This window comes from Bacillus sp. UNC438CL73TsuS30 (assembly GCF_000482325.1).
In the GTDB taxonomy this organism is placed as follows: Bacteria; Bacillota; Bacilli; order Bacillales; family Cytobacillaceae; genus Neobacillus.
This window is the reverse complement of sequence record NZ_KI535296.1, coordinates 49,481-74,567: the sequence shown is the minus strand read 5'-3', so window position 1 is coordinate 74,567 and position 25,087 is coordinate 49,481. Positions and strand designations below refer to the sequence as shown.

Below are 25,087 nucleotides of genomic sequence, written 5' to 3'. Positions count from 1 at the left end.
GTGGAAGGGGCTTCCAACTTCCTGTTACTTTCCATTAATTTTAATAAAAAAATAGTGAATTTAAATTGAGTGATATTTCAAAATAACCTATTATAGTAATATTACCGACTAATTTCGATGATTATCGCCAATCTCCTATAAACTGGAGGTTGTATACTTTGAGGAGGCTCGTTATGAAACTGAGCAGTGAAGAAATTGAAATTTTAAAAATACTTGAAGAGGACCACCAATTATCGGCGGCCACCATCGCATCCATGGTCATGAGCGATGAAGAAACCGTCAAAAACACGATTAAAAAATTAGAAGATCAAAAGGTTATTATCAGTTACCCGACATTGATCAACTGGAGTAAGGTTGAAGGCGAAGCAAACATTATTGCCATGATTGAAGTAAAGGTTACTCCGAAACGCGGCGTTGGTTTTGATGAAGTGGCGGAAAGAATCGCTCGTTTTCCGGAGGTATCTTCTTTGTATCTGATGTCCGGTGCATATGATCTGTCGATTACAATAGAAGGAAAAACGATGAATCAGATTGCCAACTTTGTTTCGGAAAAACTATCAACGATTGAGCATGTGATCTCCACCACCACCCATTTCATGTTAAAAAAATATAAGCATGATGGAGTTAATTTTGAAGGCGGCGAAGATAAGGATCGCAGGATGGTGGTTACACCATGAAAAACGGGTATTCTTCCTATATTTCGCAATTAGCAAAAGACATTCAGCCTTCAGGAATTCGTAAATTTTTCGATTTGGCTGCCAGTATGGAGGGCGTTATTTCGTTAGGGGTGGGCGAACCGGATTTCGTCACCCCCTGGAATATTCGCGAGGCAACGATTCTTTCACTCGAGCAGGGAATTACCTCTTATACTGCCAATCCGGGGTTGCTGGAATTACGCCAGGAAATCTGTAAATACTTAAATAATCGCTTTTCTGTCGAATATAATCCTAAAGATCAAGTGATCGTTACCGTCGGGGCAAGTCAGGCAATTGACCTCGCTTTCCGTGCGATTTTAAACCAAGGGGAAGAAGTTTTGATTGTTGAACCAGCATTCGTGGCATATGCTCCATTGGTTGCATTGGCTGGCGGTAAACCTGTTCCGGTTTCGACTTCACCGGACAACGGGTTTAAGGTAACAGCGGAGCAAATCGAATCTGCCATCACGGAAAAAACAAAGGCGATTTTACTCTGTTCACCGAACAACCCGACAGGAAGTATGCTGGCAAGAGAAGATTTAACGGAACTTGCCAAGATTGTTGAAAAATATGACTTAATTGTTGTTTCTGATGAAATTTATGCGGAACTAAGCTACGACGAAACCTTTACAAGCTTCGCAGCCATCGATGGGATGTATGAGCGGACCATTTTAATTAATGGTTTTTCAAAAGGCTTCGCGATGACCGGCTGGCGCTTAGGGTTCCTAGCGGCACCAGTGGAATTTGTTGAGGTTATGCTGAAGATTTACCAATATACGACGATGTGTGCGCCGCATATGCTGCAGATCGGAGCGATTGAAGCCCTTCGCAACACCTATCATGAAGTGGAAGAAATGCGAAAAAGCTACCGCAGGAGACGGAACTTTATGGTGCAGGCCTTAAACGAAATCGGCCTAGACTGCCATGTACCGGGTGGTGCCTTCTACGTATTTCCATCGATTCGTTCAACCGGTCTAAGCTCAGAACAATTTGCCGAAGAACTACTAATGGCGGAAAAAGTCGCCGTCGTCCCAGGCAACGTCTTTGGCGAAAGCGGCGAAGGCTACGTCCGCTGCTCCTACGCCACCTCCATGCAACAGCTTCAAGAAGCACTAAAACGCATGCAGCGATTCGTGGAATCAAGGAAAATGGTACTTCAGGGAAATCTTAAATAAGTGTGTTCGACAAAATTCGGGTGGTGCCTGTCACCACCCGAATTTTGTCGACAACTCCCTCTTGACTATGCTAAACTACTTCGGATATAAAGCTAAAGGATGATAAAATGTTACGTTCTTTCACTACGAGTCTTCTAAATCGATCGAAGATGTTCTCCAGTTCTGATCGGGAGTTTGGCAATTTTAACAATGATGTTTTGTTTGAGCGTTTGAAGCTTGTTTCATATATGTTGATTTTCACTTACCCCGCATTTTTCGTTGTCGATTTCTTCCTATTAAATGGGCTTGCTTATTCGACCTACAAAAAGATGCTAGCAGGTGTACATATCTCCGGGCTTATGATTTCGCTTATTTTTATCGTGATTTATCGCTATTTTCGGAACGACATCAAGGCAAAAGGGTCTATCATTCACCTTTATGTCTTTTTTTATTTATTGATTGGGGCCGTTTCCTCTCTCAATAGCCAATTGCTGACCGGAAATCTTTACGCCTATATCATTATCTTAATTGGGGTTGCTGTCATTTTCCCAATCCATCCGGAGATTCTACTAAAAAATTTTACAGGGATTCATTTACTCTTTGTTATTGGCCTTTTTCTCCTTGAACAGGACCGAGTCTCATTTTTAATCAAGCTCATTAATTCCACAGGTGCTGCAGTCATTTCTTTTACGATTGCCCTAGCATTTTACACATTTCGTAAAAATGATTTTTTAAACAAAAGGCAGCTTAGCAGGAATGAGGAAGTTTTTCGCCACTTATTTAATTTAAATCCCAATCCCTTGTTTCTCATAAATCCTGATAACAATGAAATTCTTCTCATGAACCACCAGGCAGTTGAATACTATCAACTCCAGGACAAAGATACCGACGGAAGCTTCTTGTTTCGTACCCCTAAAGAAAAGGATGATATTTTTACAAGATTAAGGGAACAGGGAATAGTTAAAAACATTGTAACGGAGCAACAAATCACTCCAAATATCCGCAAATGGTCCATGCTCCATTTCGAGCTAGTTGATTACTTAGATCAAACCTGTATGTTAATTGGAACAACGGATATTACCGATATCAAGAAAACGGAAGAAGAGCTAGAAAGGCATGCCTCCTATGATATGCTTACTGGTGTCAAAAATCGTAGGATTGGGATTGAGCAGCTCCGTAAACAAGTTTCCGGAGGGCCAGAATCCGAAGAATTTATTCTTAGCTTTATTGATATTAATGATTTGAAAAAGGTCAATGATCATCTGGGCCATTCTTCTGGGGACGAACTAATTAAAACTTGCTGCGAAACCTTGAAAAGGCATATCGATCATCACGATGTCCTCTTCCGTCTTGGCGGAGATGAATTTATCATCCTCTTTTTTAAAAAGAAAAGGGAAGACGTTGAGCACATTTGGGGTGATATTCAGCGTGATTTCGAGTTCCTGAATGAAGAAAAACAAAAGGCATTTCACATCTCTGTCAGTCATGGGCTCTACCACTATGTACCCGGGGCTCCGATTACCGTCGAAGAAATTCTTGAAACCGCAGACAAAGAAATGTATAAGGAAAAATCCCTTTATAAGGCGCGAGAAGCCTCCTTCGTAAGATGACACCTCAACTGTCCACCCACTGTGTACAAAAATGATGAAATGTCCACGAACGGTGTCAGGCACCATGTGAATTCTTCACATGGTGCCTGACATGAATTAGTTCAAATCATCCATCCTTAAATAGTCTGTATAGATTCCCGTAACACCCTGATTTAATAGTGTTTTTGCCTCCACTTTATTATTGACTGTATGGACATACACCGAAATCCCCTGTCTCTTTAACCTCGCAATAAATGGCAAACTAGCTTGTTTCTGTGACAATGTTACTACCTTAATATCGCTATTTTGCAGAAAGCCAAGGATATTTTCCTGGCTCATGTCTAATCTATACGTTGTTAAAATCATATTTTCAAAAGGATAAATCTCCTTTATTTTTTGATAATCTTTTGGCCCGTACACTTGGGGAATTACTCTCTGTAGCAGTGCCCGATTCTCCTTTGAAAATTGAGCCACAACCTCACTAATAACACGTGTATTATCTAATTTTGTATCCGTGACAAAATAAACATCCGGGTACCTTTTCATTAAAGTGATGAGGTCGTATACGGACAGCGGCTCCCACCCGTCATGGATTTTTAAGCTTTTAAACTCTTGAAGTGAAAGTTGATCTCCTTTGTTCTCCTGGCCTAAAAACGGATACATATACGCGTGCCAGTCATGCCTTGCGACTAAATGACCGTCAGTCGTAAAAACAAGGTCCACCTCAAAAACTCGGATACCAATTTTATAATTGGATTGAAAGGCTTTTAAACTATTTGTCACTCTTTTCCTTTCAATTCCGCCCATTCCGTGAGCGATAATTTTGGTTTTCTGTACCCATGCATAGGGAGTGACTTTGAAAGGAATAAAGGGGAACCACTCATTTATATTTTTGGGTAATTCCATCTGAAGCAGCCCTTTACTTTCTTCTTGGTCGATTAGGTCGAATGCAGCGGAGCTTCCAGAACTTCCTGAAAACATAATTAGTCCAGAAAATAAAATAATAGTAGTGCATCTAATAAATAAGCGATTCATTGGCCAACAACATCCTAGCAATAATTAAAGGTAATATTCCGTCCCAATCCGTATTTTCCCTCGAATTTCAACCCATTATTCAAAAAGGTGACAGGCACCGTTCGTGGACTTTTCATCAATTTTGTCCTTGTGGGGTGGACACTAGACAAACAAGGTTAGGTTTATAAAAAGGAAAAGGATCTAAACCTCTGGTTCAGACCCTTTTTCGGAAAGTAGCAGAAGTGGAATTTCAACCCGAAACACCGCTCCTTTTGGCTTTCCGTATAGGGCTTGCCTTTATTGAGGGCAAGAAAAACCAACAACTCATACTCCTTTGTTGTTAACCTAATTTCCTGTCCATCTTTTTCAACGTATCTTTTTTTCGGTGTGAATCATTACATCGCGAACTTTGAGAATAGCCTGGCCACTCCCTTTGGACGATCCATCCGTTTAAAAATATTTTTTATATTGAACCATTAGCTCCCAGGAGGGGCGAAAAATGAACACTGATAGTTATGCGGAAATTTTATATTCTTCGACAGGATTTCCCAGGGAATTTTGCGATTTTCGACGTACGTTGCTAATCTGATAGCATCCTAAGGGGCTGATCAAAAAACTTTTTCACAATAGGAGTTTTTACTTAATTAAAAGCGCATCAAAAAACGTCAACCCTTCCTTAGTCTGAGGGTTGACGCTTGTATACAGTTATTGGAAAATACATAAAAAGAGTGATAAATGTAGAATTCAAGGGAGATTTTAGAGTTGAAGACGTAATTTGAGTTTTGCTAGTTCTCTTTCATTTCTAGCTGCCTTTTCCCATATATGGTCTTGATCAGCTTGGATATCTTTTATTCTATTGTTCATTTCGGTAACTTTTTGATCCAGAGCGCCTAACTTTTCAATCATAGATGTCTGATTTTCACGAAGATCAACTTGATCTTGGCGTATAACTTGCAACTTTTCTTCTAATCCGCCAACCATTGTCAGGATGCTTGTCAACATCTCTTCAAACTTATCCAGCCTTTTCTCATTCATTCTCAATCACCCCCTTCTCTCACATCATTATACATGATTCTACATCCAAAAATCGACACCAATTATGAATTCCTTGCTAAGAAAACAAAGGTCTATTCATTCGACAAAATTCGGGCGGTGACAGGCACCTGTCGAAAAATTTGATTGTCTCCTTCCAGCAAATCAGGTAAGATAAACTCATTAATATGACCAAAGGTTATTTACCATTCAAGGATAAGGATCTGATTTTTAATGCATAAGAGTATTCCGCTTTATCGACAGTTAAAGGAAAAAATCCTCAAGCAATTCAAGGACCAGTCACCTCTCACGCCGATTCCTTCGGAGAGGGAGTTATGTGACCTGTTTGGTGTAAGCAGACCAACGGTAAGGAGAGCACTAGAGGAACTTGAGCAGGATGGTGAGGTATATCGACTTGCCGGTAAAGGAACATTTATTGCGGATAAAAAATACACCGACCATGAACTGCAGTCATTTATTGGCTTCCACGAAGATGCAAGCCAGCAGAACAAAACACCCTCATCGATGGTACTTCAACAAATCGTGACAACAGCACCCGTGGACGTTGCAAAAATTCTTGAAATCCCGGAAGACTCAGAAGTATTTTTACTTGAGCGCCTAAGGTTCGTCGACAATGAACCCATCTGCCTCGTCAGCAGTTATATCCCATTGCACATATGTCCCGACCTCATCCGCACTGATTTTTCCGAACGTTCCCTATACAAATTTCTAAACCTGCACAACATTTCCATTCATAAGGCCAAACGGTCGATTGAAGTAAAAAAGGCACCAACAAGGGAATCTACTTATCTGAACATTGACATGGACAGCCCAATGGTTCTTTTTCAAAGCCTTGGTTTTACTGAAGACGGATTGCCTTTTGAATTCGTCCAATCAAGGTATCCCGCCTATAAGGCCCGTTTCGAAAGCGAAGTATACCGTCCATTCGAGATGTAAACCAGGCAGTCGGTGCTATTACGGCTGTCTTTTTTCGTGCAGAATTAAATTTTTGATTTTTCAAAAAATGTGATTGATTACCAGCTGATCCTTATGTTAAATTATAACCAGAGGTAACATACCAAAGGTAATATAAAATATAAGGCGGAGGGGTAGAAGATGTATAATTTCGATGTAGAACGATTTTTGAATATCCAAAATGGGGCGTTAAATTTAAAAAATGAATTCGAGCAAGCGATTGATACAGTGTTAGAAGAAGGCATTGAAAACGTATTTTTCGTAGGAACAGGCGGTGCAGCCATCCTAATGGAGCCGGCAGAATTCATCATAAAAACACACTCTACCTTGCCTGTCTTCACAGAAATCTCCTCAGAGTTAATGCTCATTGACCATAAACACTTTGGCCGAAAATCACTAGTCATCCTCCCTTCCCTTTCCGGAACCACGAAAGAAACCGTGGAAGCCGCGAAATACGCTAAAGAAAAAGGCGCCACCACCATCAGCCTGGTCGGTCATGCAGACACACCACTGGCACAAATGACAGACTACACCTTCGTCAACTTTGCAGAGGATGATACATCTTGCGAATCCTTTTACATTCAATCCTACCTGCTAGCATTCCGCATCCTGTATAAACTAGGCGAGTTTCCACAATACCACCAATTCGTCGAAGAAATGAAGAACATACCAGGGGTATTACTAAAAGTAAAGGAAGCAACCGAAGAACGTGCGAAAGCGTTCGCCCACAAACACCAAAACACACCTTACCACATTCTTTCCGGTGCCGGCATCGATTGGGCCCAAACGCATTATTATGGAATGTGCATCTTAGAAGAAATGCAATGGATCAAAACGCGCCCTGTCCATGCCTCCCATTTCTTCCATGGCACATTAGAACTAGTCGAAGAAGACACCAGTATCCTTCTTTTCAAAGGGGAAGACAAAACACGTTCACTCGTAGAAAGAGTCGAACGTTTCGCCGAGCACTATTCGAAGGAAGTAACTGTTTTTGACACGAAAGACTATGAGTTAGTAGGCATTTCAGCTGAATTACGAAGCTATATATCGCCGATCGTATTTGCAACCCTGCTCGAGCGCGTCAGCTGCTACCTGGAAAAATACCGCGAACATCCACTGACTACAAGAAGATACTATAAGAAAGTTCCATTTTAATTTTTTAGAAGCAGACACTTCGCGTGGATGCTTCTTTTTTTAAAAAGGAACATTGTTTTTGTAACGGAACAAGTAATGCGCTTATATCTGGTTAAACCTCTCCATCTATAATTCACTCCGAGGGATGCATACTAAATAAAAAACAAAATTCAGGTGGTTAAAACAGTGAAAAAAGTTGTTTTTATCCGGCACGGTCAAAGTTTATATAATCTAGAGAATCGCTTTACCGGCTGGCTTGACGTCGACCTCACCGATGAAGGGTATAATGGGGCACGGGAAGCCGGTGCGATTTTGAAAAAGCATGGTTTCAACTTTGATGTTGCCTATACCTCCGTTCTTAAGCGGGCGATTCGGACCTGTTGGATTCTCCTTCATGAAATGGATTTAGTGTGGATTCCGGTGCAAAAATCGTGGGAGCTGAATGAGCGGCATTACGGCGAGCTGCAGGGGTTGAACAAGGACGAGGTTATCGCCCGTTTTGGGGAAGAACAAGTAAATGAGTGGCGGCGCTCTGCCAGTGTTCGACCACCGGCCCTTTCCAGGGAGGATCACGCATGTTATCTGGCTGATCCGAAATATGCAGGGCTAAGGGCAGAAGAACTACCTTTTGCCGAAAGTCTCCTAGATACAGAAAAGCGTGCTGTAGCCTATTGGAAGGAAAGGATTGTTCCTGATTTACAGCAGAACAAACGCGTCATCATCTCTGCTCATGGGAACACACTAAGGGCACTGGTGAAATATCTAGACCAAATTCCCGACGAAGAAGTCACAAGTCTAAACATCCCCAACAGCACGCCGCTCGTCTACGAACTAGACGACTACCTAAAACCCATCCGGCACTACTACCTGTGCAACGAAGGCGAAGCAGACGAAGAAAGCATTCCACATCACATCGACCTGAACGACCCGGAAAACTGCGAATGGATTGGATGATTGGGTGATTGGATTCGACAAAAAACGGGTGGTGACAGGCACCACCCGTTTTTTGTCGAACACACACCATCACCTCAAGGACTTTCCACTACCGGATCGCCGCTCTTAATTTTCGGTTTTCTTTCCGAGCTAAGGCAGTGTCGAATAGTTGTTTTTCTTCTTCGCTTTCTGGGTATACGCCAGGAACAGGAATCGGTTTTCCCTCTTGATTGACGGCCACCATCGTCAGAAAAGATTCGGTTGTTAAGGTCTTTTTATTTGTAATCAGGTTATGCGCCGTTACCTTTACGTACACCTCCATTGAGCTTCTCCCAGTAAACGTAACAAACGCCTCTAATGTCAATGCATCCCCTACCTTGGCAGAAGAAAGAAAATCCACCGAGTCAATCGAGGCTGTCACAACCGCACAATTCGCATGCTTCATCGCTGCGATTGCCGCAATCTCATCAATATACGCAAGCACCTTCCCGCCAAAAATCGTATCTAAATGATTTGTATCCGGCGGAAAAACTAACCGCGTCTGAATCGCCCTTGAATTCTGTATCGGTAATTTTTCTAGAGTCATGAAAACCCCACCCCCTCATTATTCTTTCAACAAAATTCGGGTGGTGACAGGCACCGCCCGAATTTTGTCGAATCACTCAAACCATTCTAACACAGTCATTCGTTCACGGACCAAATGTGTGGCTTCTACCATATTTTTCAGGGATTGGATGGTTTCTTCGGTTCCTCTGGTTTTTAGGCCGCAGTCGGGGTTGATCCAGAATTGGGCCGGGTCTAGGGCGGCTAGGCCGCCGGCAATGACTTCGACGATTTCTTCACAGGTTGGTATTCTTGGGCTATGTATGTCATATACACCAAGGCCAATTCCTTTATGGTAAGCATGTTGATGGAATGTCGAGATCAGTTCCCCATGACTCCGTGAAGTTTCAATCGAGATGACATCCGCATCTAGTTGATTGATCGGCTCAATGAAATCATGAAAATCACAATAACACATATGGGTATGAATTTGTGTCGTATCCGCTACTGTAGAAGTTGTCACCCGGAAGGCTTTTACCGCCCAGTCTAAATAGTGGTCCCAAGCTGATTTCTTCAGCGGCAGTCCTTCGCGAAGCGCCGGTTCATCCACTTGAATCATTTTAATTCCTGCCGTCTCAAGGGCTTCCACTTCTTTTCTTAGTGCAAGCGCAATTTGAAAAGCAACCTCTGAACGCTGCAGATCGTCGCGGACAAATGACCAGTTCAGAATGGTGACTGGCCCTGTAATCATACCCTTAACTGGTTTTTCCGTAAGCGACTGGGCATACACACTTTCTTTTACCGTCATCGGCAGCAAAAACTCCACATCACCGTAAATCACGGGTGGCTTCACACAACGCGAGCCATAGGATTGAACCCATCCATTTTCCGTGAATGTAAACCCGCCTAATTTTTCCCCAAAAAACTCCACCATATCCGTGCGCTCGAATTCACCGTGAACGAGTACATCCAAGCCAATTTCTTCTTGGATTCCTATCCACTTGCTAATCTCCGCTTGAATAAATGAATCATATTGTTCTGTCGACCATTCTCCCTTGCGCCATTTTCTCCGTGCTTGACGTACTTCTAACGTTTGCGGAAAGCTTCCAATTGTCGTGGTAGGTAGCAGGGGAAGCTTCCAGCACTTTTGCTTTTCAAGACGCACCTCAAAGGAGGCAGTCCGCTCAACCTGCTGTGCCCAGATCCGCGTCACCTCTTCCTGAACCTCCCCACAGTTTCTAGCCGGGGATTGGTTTAAACGTTTCAACGCCCCTTCACTGAGCACGAACGCCTCACCCGCCTCCCCGTCACGAACACTTTCAACCAGACGCTGTACCTCTAATAATTTTTCATCTGCAAAAGCTAAAGCCTCTTTTATAACCGGATCTAACTTCCCTTCATGTTGGCTCGTAACTGGAACATGCAATAAGCTCGACGAAGGCTGCAACCATAATCGTTCCTGAGGGACAATCTTTTTGATCGCATCAACTAGATTTCTTTTTTCAGATAGATGTGCACGCCAAATATTACGACCATCAATCACCCCAGCAGCTAGGACTTTATCCTTCGGAAAACCAAACGTAGCCAAGGCCTGCAGATTCCTTTCTAAACCATGGACAAAATCCAGTCCAATCCCGGCAACCGGTAAATCAATAACGTCCTTATACCATTCAACCGCATCAAAATAGGTTTGTAACATAATCCGGAGCTGTGGCGCTGCTTCTTGCAGTTGCTTGTAAATATAAGCAACAGTTTTCATTTCATCCTTTGTGATGGAGGTAACCAAAATCGGTTCATCTAGCTGTACCCATTCAACGCCCTCTTCAGCCAGTTCTTGTAAAATTTGTGCGTACAACGGGACAATCTGCAAAATGAGCGCAGGCAGTTGCTTCGGCTCATATCCCTTTGAAAGCTTTAAAAATGTGTAAGGTCCAACCAGGACCGGCTTTCCTTGAATGCCAAGCTTATCCCGAGCCTCCCGGTAGGCTTGCAGCGGCTTATTTTCGGTTAAGGTAGGTTGAACTTCCCCGAGCTCCGGAACAATGTAATGGTAATTCGTGTTAAACCATTTCGTCATTTCACAGGCGACCGCTGTTTCACTGCCGCGGGCCATTGCAAAATAGGTTGAAAGTGGAACCGGACCTTTGCCTTCATAATTATATCTTTTCGGCACGCAGCCAAACATAATGGCGAGATCAAGCATATGATCATAAAAAGTAAAATCCCCAACAGGAATCCACTCAATTCCTAGATTTTTCTGTTTTTGCAGGTGGTGGAGACGAATTTCTTCTATTTGCTTAAGAAACTCCGATTCTCCTAATTTCCCGGCCCAAAATCCTTCCAAGGCCTTTTTCCATTCACGTTTTTCCCCAATGCGCGGGTACCCCAAATTACTGCTTTTCATCTTATTTCCTCCTACTCTCTTTGAAAAATAACATAGTGTTCCGTTACTTATTGGCGACATTTTGACTCGCCTCGCACCTATTTATGACCTTTTTTAGGTACATTCACCCAAATCAGCGGCCATTTTTGTCCTCAACCCTAGAAAGCTATTTTTTAAAAATAAAAAAAGGCATCTCTAACGTTCCAATAGAAAGTTAGAAATGCCTAATATCGATAGCGACATACGCCGCCCTTGTTATCAGCAGCAGCCAATCTAACACCTCCCTATTTCCCGTAGGTCTTCAGCGTTGTCGAAACAGGCAGGTCTCCTGACTTAAGGATCATCACCAGCCGCATACCTTCCCAATCATCTCGATCAGTGGCTTACATATGCGTTGATTTCCCTTTTACAGTGGCGGGACCGTGTCGGACTTGCACCGAGCTTCCCTTTTCATCCTTGAAACCATACTTCAAGGAACCTGTTCCCACTTATTCAATTTAACAAGTACTCTACCATCATAATGCAAACCATCCAAAAATTGCAATTTTTAATGAGATTCTAATCGATGATTTTTCAGGTTTCTTAATATAATAAATCACTCTCGAATCAAGGAGGAAAATAAATATGGACAAGAGATTGCGGGAAATCCAGCAGCGGATTACACAAGAACATAAAGACCTTGGTAAGTTCGTACAGCATGTCCTTGACGAGTTCGACAAAAAGACAGATGAACATCGCCGTCTAAGTTCCTCGAACGCCTTAGCCGGAATCAAAACCTCCGGAATCGCAGAAAAAGCCTTCTACGACACCGTAACCGAAACAAAAAAATGGATCCTCGACGTCCTCGAACGCACCATCCAAGACTTCGAACACTCCGGGGACAAACACTGGAACAAAAATTTCAAAGATGGGGTCAGGGAGTAAATGACTTTCGACAAAATTCGGGCGGTGACAGGCACCACCCGAATTTTGTCGAACCGATAAGGTTTCATAAAGTCCATATTCCTCTTCAGTAAAAAAGTGCAAATCTCTGGGAGTTTGCACTTTTTTATAAAAATCTTTTTTATTGCGTCAAATCCACTGAATACTTTGCAAATCCTCCATCAGACGGCCCCATATATTTAATATTCGGGAATTGCCCAAGGTATTTTTGCGCATTTGGTGAGGATTCAAACACTGGAATGGCTGAACCGCTGAATTTCGCAAAGGACCAGTTTTGGTCTGCAGTCGGATTCAGCGGTTTGTGCGCCTGAATATAATTGGTTACAATCTGCCGACTCTCATCCGGTGCCTTTAACACAATTTCGCCCTGACTAACTCCAGGAAAAGTCGCACTGGAAGCACGATAATTATTGGTTGCAACAATAAACTTTTGGTCGGCTGCAACCGGCTTCCCTTGATACGTTAAATCAACAATCCTGTTTGAGCCCGCATTCACCATATTCCCATTCACATCATACTTCGCTGGTTTGGTTACATCAATTTGATAATGAACACCGTCAATTACATCAAAGTTAAACGATGGAAAATCAGGATTAATTAATTCCTGCTCGCCGCCGGCAGGATTAATTTGATTAAATTGTCCCGCACTCATTTCCAGCCATTCTTTCAACTGGGCACCGGTCACCATTTTTGCCTGGAGCGTATTTGGATACAAATACAAATCCGCAACATTTTTGATGGCAAGTTTTCCAGCTGGAATGTCAGTATAATATGTCGGACCGCCGCGACCGCCTGCTTTAAATGGCGCTGCCGCAGAAAGAATCGGAATCCCCGCATATTTTTGGTCCTTTAATGCTCCCGCAACATATTCTGCTTGCGCATTATTGACAATTTGCACAGAAGGATCGTCCTTGACGAGGGCAAAATAGCTATAGATTGGAGCGGTTGTTTCCCCAACAGGCTGATTAACGTAGTTGATGGTCGCCTCATGCTCTTGTCTAATCGCCTTCATTAATGACTCATCGGTTTGAACAAGAGATTTCCCAGCAGGATCCACAATTGGCCGTAATGCCGCTTTACTTTCAACTACTATCCACTTACCGCGTTTTTTCTGCAGCTGCAGGTCAATCACGCCGAGATGGCTTCCAAAGGCTCCGGCCATGACCACCGGTTTCCCGTTAATGGTGCCCTTCTCGAGATTGGTATTCGGCAGGTCCTTGTAGATTGGACCTGGGAAGGTGTTATGCTGATGTCCTGTAAATACCGCATCAATGCCCTTAACCTGCGTTATGTAGTAACCTGCATTTTCCATTCCAGGCTGATAAGGGTCCCCGCTAATTCCCGTGTGAGCAAGGGCGACAATCAGATCAGCTCCCTGCTTTTTCATTTGCGGAACATATTTTTTCGCCGTCTCCACAATCGATCTTGTTTCCACTTTTCCTTCTAAATTGGACTTATCCCATTCCATGATTTGCGGCGGAACAAAACCGATGACGCCTACTTTAAGGTTTTGCTTTTTGCCTCGCTCATCGACAACCTTCTTTTTCAAAATAACAAACGGTGTAAAATACGGCTCTTCGGTTCCAGCCTTTACGATATTCGCATTGACTACTGGCATTTTTGCATCATTCAAAGTTTCCTTTAAAAAATCCAATCCGTAATTAAATTCATGGTTCCCAAGCGTGGTCGCGTCATACCCCAATAGATTAAACGACCGGTAAACAGGATGGACTTCACCTGGCTTTAATCCCTTTACCCTGGCCATATAATCGCCCAATGGATTCCCTTGAATCTCGTCGCCATTATCAAACAGCATGGAGTTTTTCACTTCATTGCGCGCCTGTTTGATGAGGCTGGCGGTCTTCACCAAGCCGACCTTGTCATCCTGCTTGGTTTGATAATAATCATAGTTTGCCAAAAACACATGGATATCGGTTGTTTCAAGCAAGCGCAGCTGCACCGTGCTATCCGGCTTTTGCGCAAATCCTTTAGACGGCATCGCCTGCACCGCCAGAACCAGCACCGAAATGGCGAACAAAATAAATTTTTTTACCAATGAAAAAAATCCTCCCTTATATGAAAATCATACAAACGAGGATAGTATTTGTTACCTTAAAAGGAAATATGACCTTATCAATCTTTTTCAATAAGAAAACTTATCGATCAGCCATTATTTTTTAACCGTCATTTTTGTACTTTTACTCATGTTTCCAGCATGGTCCTTTGCATATATATAGATTTTGATTCCTGCTTTTTGTTTCTTGATTTTTATACTAAAATCCCCATCAGGATTTGCTTTTCCACTACCGATAATCTTCTTGTCCACTTTTACAACCAGTCCTGCCTTAGGCTCGGCTGTTCCATTCACGACCGTGTCATTTGACGTTATTCTCTGAACTTTAGGGGCAGCAGGCGCAATCTTATCCTTTACGGTTACAATCGTAGGTTTGCTTCTATTTAATCCACGATCCTCTGCATATACCAACAACTTTGTACCCGCTTCTTGCTTTGGAATTTGAATTTTAAATTTCCCCCTTGTCCTGATAGACTTAACCCCTATATATTTACTGCCTTTATAGATCCAAACACTTGCCACATCTGAAGCGATCGTTCCTTTTACAAACGTATCCCGATTGGAAACACTACTTACCTTAGGAGCATGCGGAGCAATTTTATCATTTACGATCACAAACGTTTTACCTATATACCCTGCACGATCTTTGGCCGTCACAGATACTTTTGTTCCGGCTTTTTTCTTCTTAATCTTGATACTAAATTCACCATTCTCATCTGCTTTGCCGCTGCCGATTTGTTTAGAACCAGCTTTGAACGTTACATACGAATATCTTTCTGTAGATCCTTTCACAACGGTTGTTTTGTTCGAAAGGCTGTATACCCTTATAGTTGGAAATGTTTCATCTTTAACCGTTACCTTTGCAGCCTTACTCTCATTACTGGATTCATCGGTTGCCGTTACTTTTAAAACGGTGCTTTCGATTTGCCTTCCAATCTTTATTGAAAATTTACCATCTACAGTGACGGCTGTTCCCAGAAGTACACCGTTTGCTTTTACATTAATGGCACTTCCTGCTTCAGCCGAGCCTGTCACATATTTATCACGATCACCAATTGAATCTACCTTTGGAGGCAATGGAGCCGTTCGGTCTACTGAGGTATTACCCTTTAATACACTGCCGCCCCAATATACATAGAGCTTAGAATCAAGCCACTTTTTCGTGAAAATTGATCCAGTAATACGCTTCGGGGCAATTACTCCCTTACTTACATTGACTAAATAGGTAGATTGATCGTTAATAAAAATAACATCCCCATTAGGATTTACTGAATCTACTTTAGAGTCAGAATCCAAAAAAGTGATTTGTTTGTTTTTGGAATGATCCCATAAAAAGATCTGTTTTGTTCCATTCACGTATTTTTCATAGGCAACTCTTCCATTGTTCACTACCACATTGAGGAAATATTCATCAGTGGTTGTTAATTTTTCTTCTTTCGTTCCATCAAACACCACGACCTCGGACGGACCAATCTCCCCCTCTTCCGGGTTGTCACTTATCCTAGACCTTTTAAAAGCGGTTATGGAACCATCTGTTTTTAGTTCTGAAATATGCATATCGGTAGGTTCAGTTAATAGTTTTGTTGTTACACCTTGCTTATACTTCATTAGATCGTTTCCGACGGAATAAACCACTTCTCCAGAATTAGTTAAATCAGCACGGTCTGTAGCATAATTTTTTGTGGCAAGTAACGTAGTTTGCCCACTTTCACTATCTCTTAAGAATAGTTTGTCATCCTTCATCCAAATCACATAATTGCCCTTGACAATAATGGAATCTGCACTGTTGTCGAGTTGTGTAAGATTCCCGTTAGCATATTCCCAAAGACTTAAATTCCCAGCACAAAAAATAGCACCTAATGGCGTTAACCATCCTCTAAGCTGACGGTCGAAATCATCGTGATCTACGAATATCTTTTTTTCTGTTCCACTAGAAATGTCCTTTATATATACATCATGATCATGTTTATATAAAATCCTTTGACCATCATAATCCATTACTTCCCCTGGAACATAATGAAGAGGAGTGAGTGATTTACCGTAGTCATAATAAAAGTCTCTCGATTCCATGTATTGATTATCGACATAAACGGTAAGCTTTCCATACCCAGAGCCCGCCTTCAAAAGAATATCCTTGTTAATAGCGTTTACTCCTTCTACATATCCTCCAAATTGCTCACCAGATGAAATAGATACCCGTATGTTTCTAATCAGCATACCTTTTGTTGATAAATGACATTAGTTTTGAGATTGGAACTTCTTGTGAACGAATGAGAAGATGATAGTGGTTGGTCATCAAACAATAAGAGGCAATTTCAAAGTGGAATTGATCATGGAGCTCATAAAGGATATGGAAGAAGGCATCAATATCGGATTCATCACGGAAAATCGACTCACGCCGGTTCCCTCGACAACCAATATGATAAAAAAGTTGTGGAACATAGATTCTCTTTTTACGAGACATAAAAAAACAACCTCCAAACAGATTATTTTAAACAACAAAGCTTTATTCGACAAAAGTACTAGAAATCCTGCAAAAATCCACAAGGGAACATTCGACAAAATTCGGGTGGTGACAGGCACCGCCCGAATTTTGTCGAAAAATTTTACACTTTCCTACTTTGGTCCTATGAAGTATACTAATAAAAGTGTAGAAATTTGGAGGAGAATGGGAAATGAAGAAAAGATTACATAGGAATGCTTTTAGTTTTGTTTTGGCGGGGACGATTGCGTTGACGCCGATTGCGGCGAATTTTGCGATTGCTCCACATACTGCTCATGCGGCGACGGATGTGACAGCGAATATTGTCACATATCATGATGCAATTTATAAAAAATTGACGGCTTCTGATATTGTCGATATTAAAGCGGCTTATAATAAGGTCGAAACTGTTGATTTTTCAAAGGTTCTTGGTGCTAGTTTAGTAGCGAAAATCGACGGGAAAACTTCTAAAGGTACAGCGGTAGCCATTGCAAAGGACCTAGCCAAGCTACAATATCAAACGAACTCAAAGGATTTCAAAGCCACACTTGATAAGTTTAGAACAGTGCACAAGGATCATTTTACTAAGATTTTTGACGGAAAGCTTTCGGTTGACCAAGCCATCCTATTATTTGCTGATTTTGAAAATCGCTTGCAAAATAAACTTGTACAATCCTTTATTAAAAAAGACAACTCAAGCTTTAATGCGATCGTAAAAGCGGCTGCTAATGAAGCTGCAAAGGCTAAAGGGGTTGACGGATTATTCTCGCAAAAATTAGGCGTATCCCTAGATACCCTTTTAGCTATCAAAGCTAATGCAGAAAAAGCCATGGACCCAGCGAAATCTGCCTCTGCAGGATTATCATCAGGATTGATTCGTAGCAATGGCGGCGACATATATGGCTCAAGCTCCCTATATGCAGGATCGTCAGCTTCCTATACATTTAAAGTTGCTATTTTAGGAGATTTTACGAAGAATGTTCAATGGAAAACAACCAATTCAGACATTGCTTCCTTCAGCGGCAATAAACTGACAGCCAAAAAAGCTGGGAAAGTAAAAGTACAAGCTTACTATTTAAACATGCCGGTTATTACAAAAGATGTGACCATCTCAGTGAAGGACACGGTTGCACCAGCGGCTCCAAAAGTCGATCCTTTTGGCAACCGAGACAAAGTGATTTCCGGAAAAGCAGAAGCCAATTCCTACATCACCGTAAAACGCGGCAGTACTACCGTTGCGAAGGGCAATACTTCATCAAAAGGAACTTTTGCACTGCAAATTGAACGCCAAAAAGGCGGTACGATCCTTACGCTAACCGCAAAGGATAAAGCCGGCAATATTAGTAAGGCAACAACCTATAAAGTACTAGACATATATACAGAAGCACCAACCGTTTACTCTGTTGACAACAATGACAAAGTCATCAAAGGAAAAGCGGCAGAAGGACATTCTTACATTACCGTAAAATATGGTAAAACAACGATTGCGAAAGGCTATACTTCTTCAAGCGGCAGCTTCTCACTTAAGATGAAGACGCAAAAAGCGGGTACTGTCCTTAAGGTTTATGCAAAAGATAAAGCAGGTAATACAAGTGTAGCGACATCCGTTACAGTCCATGATAAGATTGCACCGGCAAAACCAAAAGTTTACTCTGTTGACTCAAACGATAAAGTAATCAAAGGAAAAGCCGAAAAATACGCAACCATTACCATCAAAAAAGGTTCAAAGGTATTAGCAACCGGAAAAGTCTCCAGCAAAGGAAACTTCAGCATTAAAATCAAGGCCCAAAAGAAAGGCACAGTCTTATATGTAACAGCGAAAGATAAGGCGAAAAACGTAAGCAGCAAAACAAAAGTAGTTGTAAAAGCAGCTAAGTAAACATAAGAACAAAACTTTACACAAACCACAAAAAAGCGGTCGTCCCTATTTAAAGGGGCGGCCGCTTTCTAATTGTTGTGGAACATTCACTTGTGAAACAAGAAAATTCGGGTGGTGACAGGCACCACCCGAATTTTGTCGAATTGCTATTTCAAATATTTTTTATCGATCCATACCTTTTTGCCACCGAAGTTGCCGTAGTACCAGGTTGCTTTTCCGACTTTCCATGTGGAAGTGATTTTGAATGTTCTTCCTTTGTATTTGGATAGGCTTTTGTAGGTGGTGTCTTTTTTGCTGCCCCATGGTTTGCTGTAGGCGCTGCCGGTTCCTATGACAACAAGTTTTTTGCTTATTTGTTTGACCTGCGCATAGCTCTGTGAGGAAAGGTCAGTTTGTTTCACCCAACCAATTACTCCTTTGCTGCTACTTGGCTGCGTGCTTACCAAGTAATAGGTTTGTCCCATAAAGCTTGCTTGTTTCTTAATATAATAGACACGACTAGTATAAGTAGAACCCGCCTTGAAGTCGGACTCGCTATCTCCAATCAGTTTATAAATCATTCTTGAGCTGCTTTTTATCCGGCCTAAACGGCTTGTGCTACTCTCTTTGATAGCTTTGACAGAATAAGAAGGAACCCAAACCGTCTTATTGCCCAACTGTCCGCGATACCAAATGGTACTGCCGATTTTAGCGGTTAGCTCCGCCTTAAATCCCTGTTCCTTATAGACGGATAGATTTTTAATAGTGGAATCCTTTACGCCGCCCCATGCCTTGCTATAGGCACTGCCGGTTCCATTGATTAAAAACATCTTCGGATTTTTATCAACTTCTGCATAGGATTCCGTTGTTAAATCCGTCGATTTTGCCCAGCCGATTACTCCTTTTGTGCTGCTTGGCTGTGTGCTAAGCAGGTAATAGGTTTTACCGTTTGCCGTAGCTTTCTTTTTAATGTAAAAAACAGTGCTGGTATTCGTTGCACCCGCTAGATTCGCAGTCGCTTCCTCACCAATGTTCTTATAAATCTTAACATCAGGATTTTTGACCACACCTAATCGGTTTGTGCTGCTTTCAGTGATAGTCGTTACGTTGCTTGAATAAACCCAAACCGTTTGGCCTGCAAGCGTTCCGCGATACCAAATCGAGTTTCCAATTTGCTCCGTTGCGTTGACTGCGAAATCTTGGTCGGCATAGGAAGAAAGCGTCGCGATGACGGCGTCATTTTTCTGGCCCCATTCCTTGCTATAGGCTTTTCCGGTTCCTTTTAAAATAAAATTTTTTGATTTTTTACTGATGAGGGCATATGGCATTACGGATAAATCCGCTGACTTTACCCATCCGATAATTCCTTTTTCATTACTTAATTGAAAAAAGATTTGCCCGTCTTCGATCGCTTGTTTTTTTATGTAATAAACGCGATTGGTATAGGTTGAATCTGCTGTATTGGCAGTGGTGTCTCCACCAATTTCTTGATAAATTTTTGCGCCTTCGTTTTTAATATAGCCTAATCTTTTTGTATCGATGGTTGTATTTAAGGTATTGTATTTTTGCGTGACTTGATTCACAAAGTCATTCCAGTTATAGCCCCATTGGGAAAAATAACCGTGCGGGTCGCCATGGTCTGTGCCGCCAAGGAATTTGGAAACAGCATTATGGGACCACAATGTGCCTTTACCTGTTTTTTCAGCGCTGGTGACGCCTAGATTGTATTCAAATAGTAGAAAGGCAAGGTAGTTCGCGTAGTTATTGATGGAGCGGGCAAATTGATCAAAGCTATGTACTCGGACCAGTTCGACATGGACAAAGCGTTTGTTAGCATACGGTCCTGCGCCCCATGCCCCATAATCGGGGGACTGGATTTCGATGACATGGGAGCCATCGACAAATGCATGAACAAATGCATTGTTATAATGTTTCGACATATAGGCGATTTCGTCGTAGATGGTCGAGTGGCTGTTTGCCGTTTCATGGGCGACGACCCCTTCAACCATCGCATAGCCATTACGATAATTAAAGTCTGGAAACTTACTGATATGCTGATATTCGAATTTCACCGGTGTGAGCTTTTTTGTTTTAATATATTCATTCACATCCGGATAGTTGGCCTTTGCAAAGGCCTGTCCCCCTGTCAGCCATTGCGGGAACATTGTCGAACACATCAACATAACCACTATTAAAATAACTGCTTTTTTCATACTTCCTCCCCATATTTTTATACTCGAAATATTTCACTAAGACCATTATACTATTACTCTATTACAAAATTTAAGATATTTTGAGATTTTTTGAGATTTTTTTGTAAAAAAAGGGGAGAATCGACAAAATTCGGGTGGTGACAGGCACCACCCGAATTTTGTCGAATAGGATAATAAGTCTATTGCAGATGGACTAATTTTTCATCAAAGTATTCGTTCATGAGGAAATTGAGTTTTAGTGAAAGTGTGATGTAGTCGGGGGTGCTTGGACCTTTTTCTTGGTAGAGTTTTTGCATTTTGAGTTTAAGATCACGGATTTCCGTTAAAAGTTTCAGGTTTTCGCTTTGAAAAGCTTGGTTTAGCTTCATCATCCACACCTCTATTAAAGAATTATGATGATTTTGGAAGGTATGATGACTGATTCATTTTGTTGTTTCATTGTTCGATTGATGGGCACAACAATTCCAAAACCAAATTGATCGTATCATAGTCCATTTTTCATGTGAACTAAGATAATAAAAGTAAAAATATTTAAAAAAATAGTAAATAATATTGATATACCAAGTAGCAAGGGAGAATTTTGCCCAAACTCCTTTAATACCATCTTTAGAGTAACAATAGTGAAAAAACACGTTATATCGTAATAATATCCGCACCAAAAATAAAAGTATTTCGAAATCACTAAAAATTCGACAAAAATCGGGTGGTGACAGGCACCGCCCGATTTTTGTCGAATCAAAAGAACCCCCTTACCCAATTAATCGCGACCGAAAAGGTTGGCCGTCCCAGAGGATGTGGCTTTCGGCTTGTCTTTGTTTGACTTCGGGTTGTTCTAGGAGTTGGAAGAAGTTTTTGGTGGGGAGGCTTCCAAGTTGGTGTTTTTCGGATAGTTTGTCTAGATAGGCTCTTCTTGACGCCGGATCTTTCGATTGGTTATTGTTCGCATCGGAAAAGTCGTATAGAACACCGGCTTTCGCCACCCGATGGACCCGGTGGTTTTCCGATACCCGCAAGAAGAAGTCCCAATCCCAATAGTTATGTACGTCAGGGTCAAATAACCCCAATTTTTGATGCAGCTCCCGTCGATAAAGACTTCCCGAGGGAACATAGGTGGAGAAGCTTCTCATTGCCTTTAAATCCATTTCATAGGCAAACAAGAACCGGCTGGCCGCAACCCTCACCCGGTTCTCCATCGTAAAATTCACAATCTCCACATCGGAATAAACCAAATCATATTCCCGTATCGCTCTGACCATCGTTTCAAGATGGGTTGGGATAATTAAATCATCATCATCAATCAGCATGATGAACTCACCTTTAGCCCGTAATACCCCTTGATTGCGCGCCAGTACATGCTTCGAATTCTCCTTCAGCTCCACCATCACCAGATTCAAATCAGGATACACTTCCTGAAGGACATCGACCTTTTCCCCACAATCGTTAACAATGATTACCTCATACTTTTTGTACGTCTGCCTGCTGAGTGCCTCCACCAACTCGGCTAATTGATAAAGCCGATTGTAGGTTGGGATCACAATTGAAACAAATGGCTGACTTAATACTCTTTCTCCTGTCATTATGTTACTCATCCCTTTTATTTCACCTGATAATATTCACAATACCAATCCGTGAATTTTTGCAGCCCTTCTTCAATTGAAGTGGAAGGTTTAAAGCCAACCGCTTTTTCTAGCCTGTCTGTCGAAGCAAAGGTGGCTGGAACGTCCCCCGGCTTGATAGGTTCAAAGACTTTTTTAAAAAGAACCTCTCTGCCCAGCGAACGGCTTAAAGCTCTTTCCAATGTTTCAATGAAGTCCATTAATTTTTCCGGGCGATGGTTGCCAATATTGAAGATGGTATGCGGTACACCTCCATCTGCCATAGGAGGCACTTCTAGTAGACGCACCAGTCCTTCAACAATATCATCAATATACGTAAAATCCCGATAAAGGTCGTTTTCCAAATCACCATTATTAAAAATCCGAATTGGCTCTCCCGCAAAATACTTCTGAGTGAACCCGAAATAGGCCATATCCGGCCGCCCCATCGGCCCGTAAACCGTGAAAAAGCGCAGTCCTGTGGAAGGAATTTTATAAAGATGGCTATACGTATAGGCCATCAGCTCATTTGACTTTTTCGTTGCCGCATAAAGCGAAACTGGGTGATCAACAAAATCCGTCTCTGTGAAAGGCACTTTTTCATTCGCCCCGTAAACCGAGCTCGAAGATGCATAGACAAGATGGTCAACCGGATGATGCCTGCACGCCTCTAAAATATTATAAAAACCAATCAGATTGCTTTGAATATAAACATCCGGGTTCTCAATCGAATAACGAACCCCGGCTTGTGCGGCCAAGTTCACCACGATATGCGGTTCATGAGTCTCAAATGCTCTGAAGACCACTTCCTTGTCGGAAATATCCCCTTTAATAAAAATAAACTGATCATAGTTTTGAAGTTTTTCCAGGCGGGCTTTCTTTAGGTTTACATCATAATAATCGTTTAAATTATCAAGCCCAATGACCCGACAGCCTTGCTCTAATAACCGCCACGCCAAAAAGTAGCCGATAAACCCAGCTGCTCCAGTGATAAGATAGGTTTTATTTTTTTCAAACATGATTTATTTCCCTCTCTAGCACAGCACCGCTTCTCCGCGTTCCCGCTTGTCTTCCAACCGAATAATATTCAACCCCGGCTCCCTTCATTTCTTCCACCAGGTAAATATTGCGGCCATCATAAACCAGCGGTGTTCGCATCCACTTTTTATAATCGTCAGGCTTCACCGCTTTGATTTCGCCCCACTCGGTAAAAATAAAACAGACATGTGCTCCCTCTAAAGCTTCTACCGCCTTTTCCACATATGTGATACTTCCTTTTCCGCTGGAGCCCTCAGGAAACCGCCGCTTAAATTGCTCGGCGCCAACCGGGTCATATGCAAAAATCTCAGCCCCCTGCTCTAGAAGCAATGGAACATTATCAAGGGACGGCGCCTCCCGTGTGTCATCCGTTCCCGGCTTAAATGTCAAACCGAGCACAGCAACCTTCAAGCCATTGAAGGTGATCAGCCGCTTGCTTGCCTTCTTATATAATACCGTTTTTTGATCAATGTTCACGTCAATGGCCGCCTTGACGGTCCGCAGCTCATACCCATGCTGCTCGGCCAAATAGTTGAGCGCCTTTGTATCCTTTGGAAAACAGCTGCCGCCATAGCCAATTCCCGCATGCAAAAATTTTGCACCAATCCGCTCATCAAAGCTCATCCCGACAGCCACATCCTGAATATCGGCACCAACTAGCTCACATAGATTCGCGATATCATTCATATAGGAAATTTTTAGCGCAAGAAAATCATTTGCGGCATATTTAATCATCTCCGCCGAACGTCGGCTGACGGAAACAATCGGCAGCTGAAACGGTTCATAAATCTTCTGCAGCATCTGTTCTGCCCACTTGCTTTCCGTCCCAATAATGATTCTCGGCGCATTTAGTGTATCCTGGACAGCTGTACCCTGTGCCAGGAATTCGGGATTTGAAGCTACCTCGACTCGGATTGGCTTTTCCGAGGCGGCCCCATTTCCCATTACCCGTCCGCGATGATGAGGTAGAAAATCATGGATAAACTGTTCTACTTTATCGTTGGTCCCCACAGGAACCGTTGATTTCACCACCACTAAGCAGTCCTTCTCATTGGTTTCAGCAATTTGCCGCGCAACAGTGGCGATCGACGAAAGATCTGCCGAACCGTCCGGCTGCTCTGGGGTACCGACTCCGATAAAAATTGCGTCGGCATCCCTGTAGGCCTGTGAATAGTCTGTGGTAAACCGTAATCTGCCAGCTGCATAATTCTTCTTCATAAGTTCTTCAAGGCCCACCTCAAAGATAGGAGAAATCCCCTGTTTCATCCTAGCGATCTTGTCTTCATCGACATCGACACACGTCACCATGTGGCCAACCTCAGCAAAGCACACACCGGCAACCAGCCCAACATAGCCAGTCCCCGCCACCGCCAGCTTAAAAACCTGATCATCACGCCTGCTTTCATCTATATAATCATTCATAAATGACAACT

Annotated in this window: 19 protein-coding genes, 1 pseudogene and 1 riboswitch; of the genes and pseudogenes, 8 read left to right on the top strand and 12 right to left on the bottom strand. The window is 42.3% G+C overall.

Annotated features, from left to right (window positions below; translation table 11 throughout):
* The first annotated feature begins 173 nt into the window (after positions 1 to 173).
* The 3 genes from M028_RS0122115 to M028_RS30785 all read left to right on the top strand — a co-directional run bounded on the left by M028_RS0122115 (position 174) and on the right by M028_RS30785 (position 3,459).
* Positions 174 to 677, top strand: a complete 504-nt coding sequence (locus M028_RS0122115) for an Lrp/AsnC family transcriptional regulator (protein ID WP_026575785.1) — start codon at positions 174 to 176, stop codon at positions 675 to 677.
* Positions 674 to 1,870, top strand: coding sequence for an aminotransferase (locus M028_RS0122110; protein WP_026575784.1), 1,197 nt, complete (start codon positions 674 to 676; stop codon positions 1,868 to 1,870). The genes M028_RS0122115 and M028_RS0122110 overlap by 4 nt, the downstream gene beginning before the upstream one ends.
* Positions 1,871 to 1,977: 107 nt before the next feature.
* Positions 1,978 to 3,459, top strand: a complete 1,482-nt coding sequence (locus M028_RS30785) for a sensor domain-containing diguanylate cyclase (RefSeq protein WP_051591193.1) — start codon at positions 1,978 to 1,980, stop codon at positions 3,457 to 3,459.
* Between the two features lie 96 nt (positions 3,460 to 3,555).
* Here M028_RS30785 and M028_RS0122100 read toward each other — a convergent pair whose 3' ends face one another.
* Together M028_RS0122100 and M028_RS0122095 are read right to left on the bottom strand one after the other, a co-directional pair.
* Entirely contained in the window at positions 3,556 to 4,473 is a 918-nt protein-coding gene (locus M028_RS0122100) for a phosphatidylinositol-specific phospholipase C/glycerophosphodiester phosphodiesterase family protein (protein WP_026575783.1), read from the bottom strand.
* Between the two features lie 735 nt (positions 4,474 to 5,208).
* Positions 5,209 to 5,487, bottom strand: coding sequence for a hypothetical protein (locus M028_RS0122095; RefSeq protein ID WP_026575782.1), 279 nt, complete (start codon positions 5,485 to 5,487; stop codon positions 5,209 to 5,211).
* Between the two features lie 231 nt (positions 5,488 to 5,718).
* Between M028_RS0122095 and M028_RS0122090 the strand changes: the two genes are divergently transcribed.
* From M028_RS0122090 to gpmA, 3 genes are all read left to right on the top strand, one after another.
* Positions 5,719 to 6,441 (top strand): GntR family transcriptional regulator, encoded by a 723-nt coding sequence (locus M028_RS0122090; RefSeq protein ID WP_026575781.1) that lies wholly within the window; start codon positions 5,719 to 5,721, stop codon positions 6,439 to 6,441.
* Positions 6,442 to 6,600: 159 nt separating this feature from the next.
* Positions 6,601 to 7,614 carry an SIS domain-containing protein gene (locus M028_RS0122085; protein WP_026575780.1) on the top strand — a complete coding sequence of 338 codons (1,014 nt, stop codon included), beginning with the start codon at positions 6,601 to 6,603 and terminating at the stop codon, positions 7,612 to 7,614.
* A gap of 165 nt (positions 7,615 to 7,779) precedes the next feature.
* Positions 7,780 to 8,547, top strand: a complete 768-nt coding sequence (gene gpmA / locus M028_RS0122080) for a 2,3-diphosphoglycerate-dependent phosphoglycerate mutase (RefSeq protein WP_026575779.1) — start codon at positions 7,780 to 7,782, stop codon at positions 8,545 to 8,547.
* Positions 8,548 to 8,635: 88 nt separating this feature from the next.
* On the opposite strand, the gene M028_RS0122075 is transcribed toward gpmA, so the two are convergent.
* On the bottom strand, positions 8,636 to 9,112 hold the full coding sequence (locus M028_RS0122075) for an acyl-CoA thioesterase (protein WP_026575778.1): 477 nt from the start codon (positions 9,110 to 9,112) through the stop codon (positions 8,636 to 8,638).
* Between the two features lie 72 nt (positions 9,113 to 9,184).
* The gene (gene metE, locus M028_RS0122070) at positions 9,185 to 11,473 is read right to left on the bottom strand and encodes a 5-methyltetrahydropteroyltriglutamate--homocysteine S-methyltransferase (protein ID WP_026575777.1); all 2,289 of its coding nucleotides are present in this window, start codon (positions 11,471 to 11,473) and stop codon (positions 9,185 to 9,187) included.
* Positions 11,474 to 11,753: 280 nt separating this feature from the next.
* Positions 11,754 to 11,949, bottom strand: a riboswitch (cobalamin riboswitch).
* A gap of 127 nt (positions 11,950 to 12,076) precedes the next feature.
* On the opposite strand from metE, the gene M028_RS0122065 reads away from it, so the two are divergent.
* Positions 12,077 to 12,376 carry a hypothetical protein gene (locus tag M028_RS0122065; RefSeq protein WP_026575776.1) on the top strand — a complete coding sequence of 100 codons (300 nt, stop codon included), beginning with the start codon at positions 12,077 to 12,079 and terminating at the stop codon, positions 12,374 to 12,376.
* A 139-nt stretch (positions 12,377 to 12,515) separates the two neighbouring features.
* On the opposite strand, the gene M028_RS30780 is transcribed toward M028_RS0122065, so the two are convergent.
* The 3 genes and pseudogenes from M028_RS30780 to M028_RS32335 all read right to left on the bottom strand — a co-directional run.
* Positions 12,516 to 14,450, bottom strand: a complete 1,935-nt coding sequence (locus M028_RS30780; RefSeq protein WP_035424565.1) for a bifunctional 2',3'-cyclic-nucleotide 2'-phosphodiesterase/3'-nucleotidase — start codon at positions 14,448 to 14,450, stop codon at positions 12,516 to 12,518.
* Positions 14,451 to 14,564: 114 nt separating this feature from the next.
* Positions 14,565 to 16,025, bottom strand: coding sequence for an Ig-like domain-containing protein (locus tag M028_RS31605; protein ID WP_442852804.1), 1,461 nt, complete (start codon positions 16,023 to 16,025; stop codon positions 14,565 to 14,567).
* A gap of 652 nt (positions 16,026 to 16,677) precedes the next feature.
* A pseudogene (locus tag M028_RS32335) lies at positions 16,678 to 16,932 on the bottom strand (transposase); the annotation flags it as partial.
* Between the two features lie 211 nt (positions 16,933 to 17,143).
* Here M028_RS32335 and M028_RS0122045 point away from each other — a divergent pair.
* Positions 17,144 to 18,829, top strand: coding sequence for an Ig-like domain-containing protein (locus tag M028_RS0122045; RefSeq protein ID WP_026575773.1), 1,686 nt, complete (start codon positions 17,144 to 17,146; stop codon positions 18,827 to 18,829).
* A gap of 146 nt (positions 18,830 to 18,975) precedes the next feature.
* On the opposite strand, the gene M028_RS30770 is transcribed toward M028_RS0122045, so the two are convergent.
* The 5 genes from M028_RS30770 to M028_RS0122015 all read right to left on the bottom strand — a co-directional run bounded on the left by M028_RS30770 (position 18,976) and on the right by M028_RS0122015 (position 25,076).
* Positions 18,976 to 21,021 (bottom strand): GW dipeptide domain-containing protein, encoded by a 2,046-nt coding sequence (locus M028_RS30770; RefSeq protein WP_026575772.1) that lies wholly within the window; start codon positions 21,019 to 21,021, stop codon positions 18,976 to 18,978.
* A 179-nt stretch (positions 21,022 to 21,200) separates the two neighbouring features.
* Complete coding sequence (locus tag M028_RS0122035) at positions 21,201 to 21,392, bottom strand: hypothetical protein (protein ID WP_197031455.1); 192 nt, start codon at positions 21,390 to 21,392, stop codon at positions 21,201 to 21,203.
* 378 nt (positions 21,393 to 21,770) lie between these two features.
* Positions 21,771 to 22,610 carry a glycosyltransferase family 2 protein gene (locus M028_RS0122025; RefSeq protein ID WP_231510875.1) on the bottom strand — a complete coding sequence of 280 codons (840 nt, stop codon included), beginning with the start codon at positions 22,608 to 22,610 and terminating at the stop codon, positions 21,771 to 21,773.
* Between the two features lie 5 nt (positions 22,611 to 22,615).
* Complete coding sequence (locus tag M028_RS0122020; RefSeq protein WP_026575768.1) at positions 22,616 to 23,635, bottom strand: SDR family NAD(P)-dependent oxidoreductase; 1,020 nt, start codon at positions 23,633 to 23,635, stop codon at positions 22,616 to 22,618.
* Positions 23,628 to 25,076: a UDP-glucose dehydrogenase family protein gene (locus M028_RS0122015; protein ID WP_051591192.1), complete on the bottom strand. Its 1,449-nt coding sequence runs from the start codon at positions 25,074 to 25,076 to the stop codon at positions 23,628 to 23,630. The genes M028_RS0122020 and M028_RS0122015 overlap by 8 nt, the downstream gene beginning before the upstream one ends.
* Between the last annotated feature and the right edge of the window lie 11 nt (positions 25,077 to 25,087).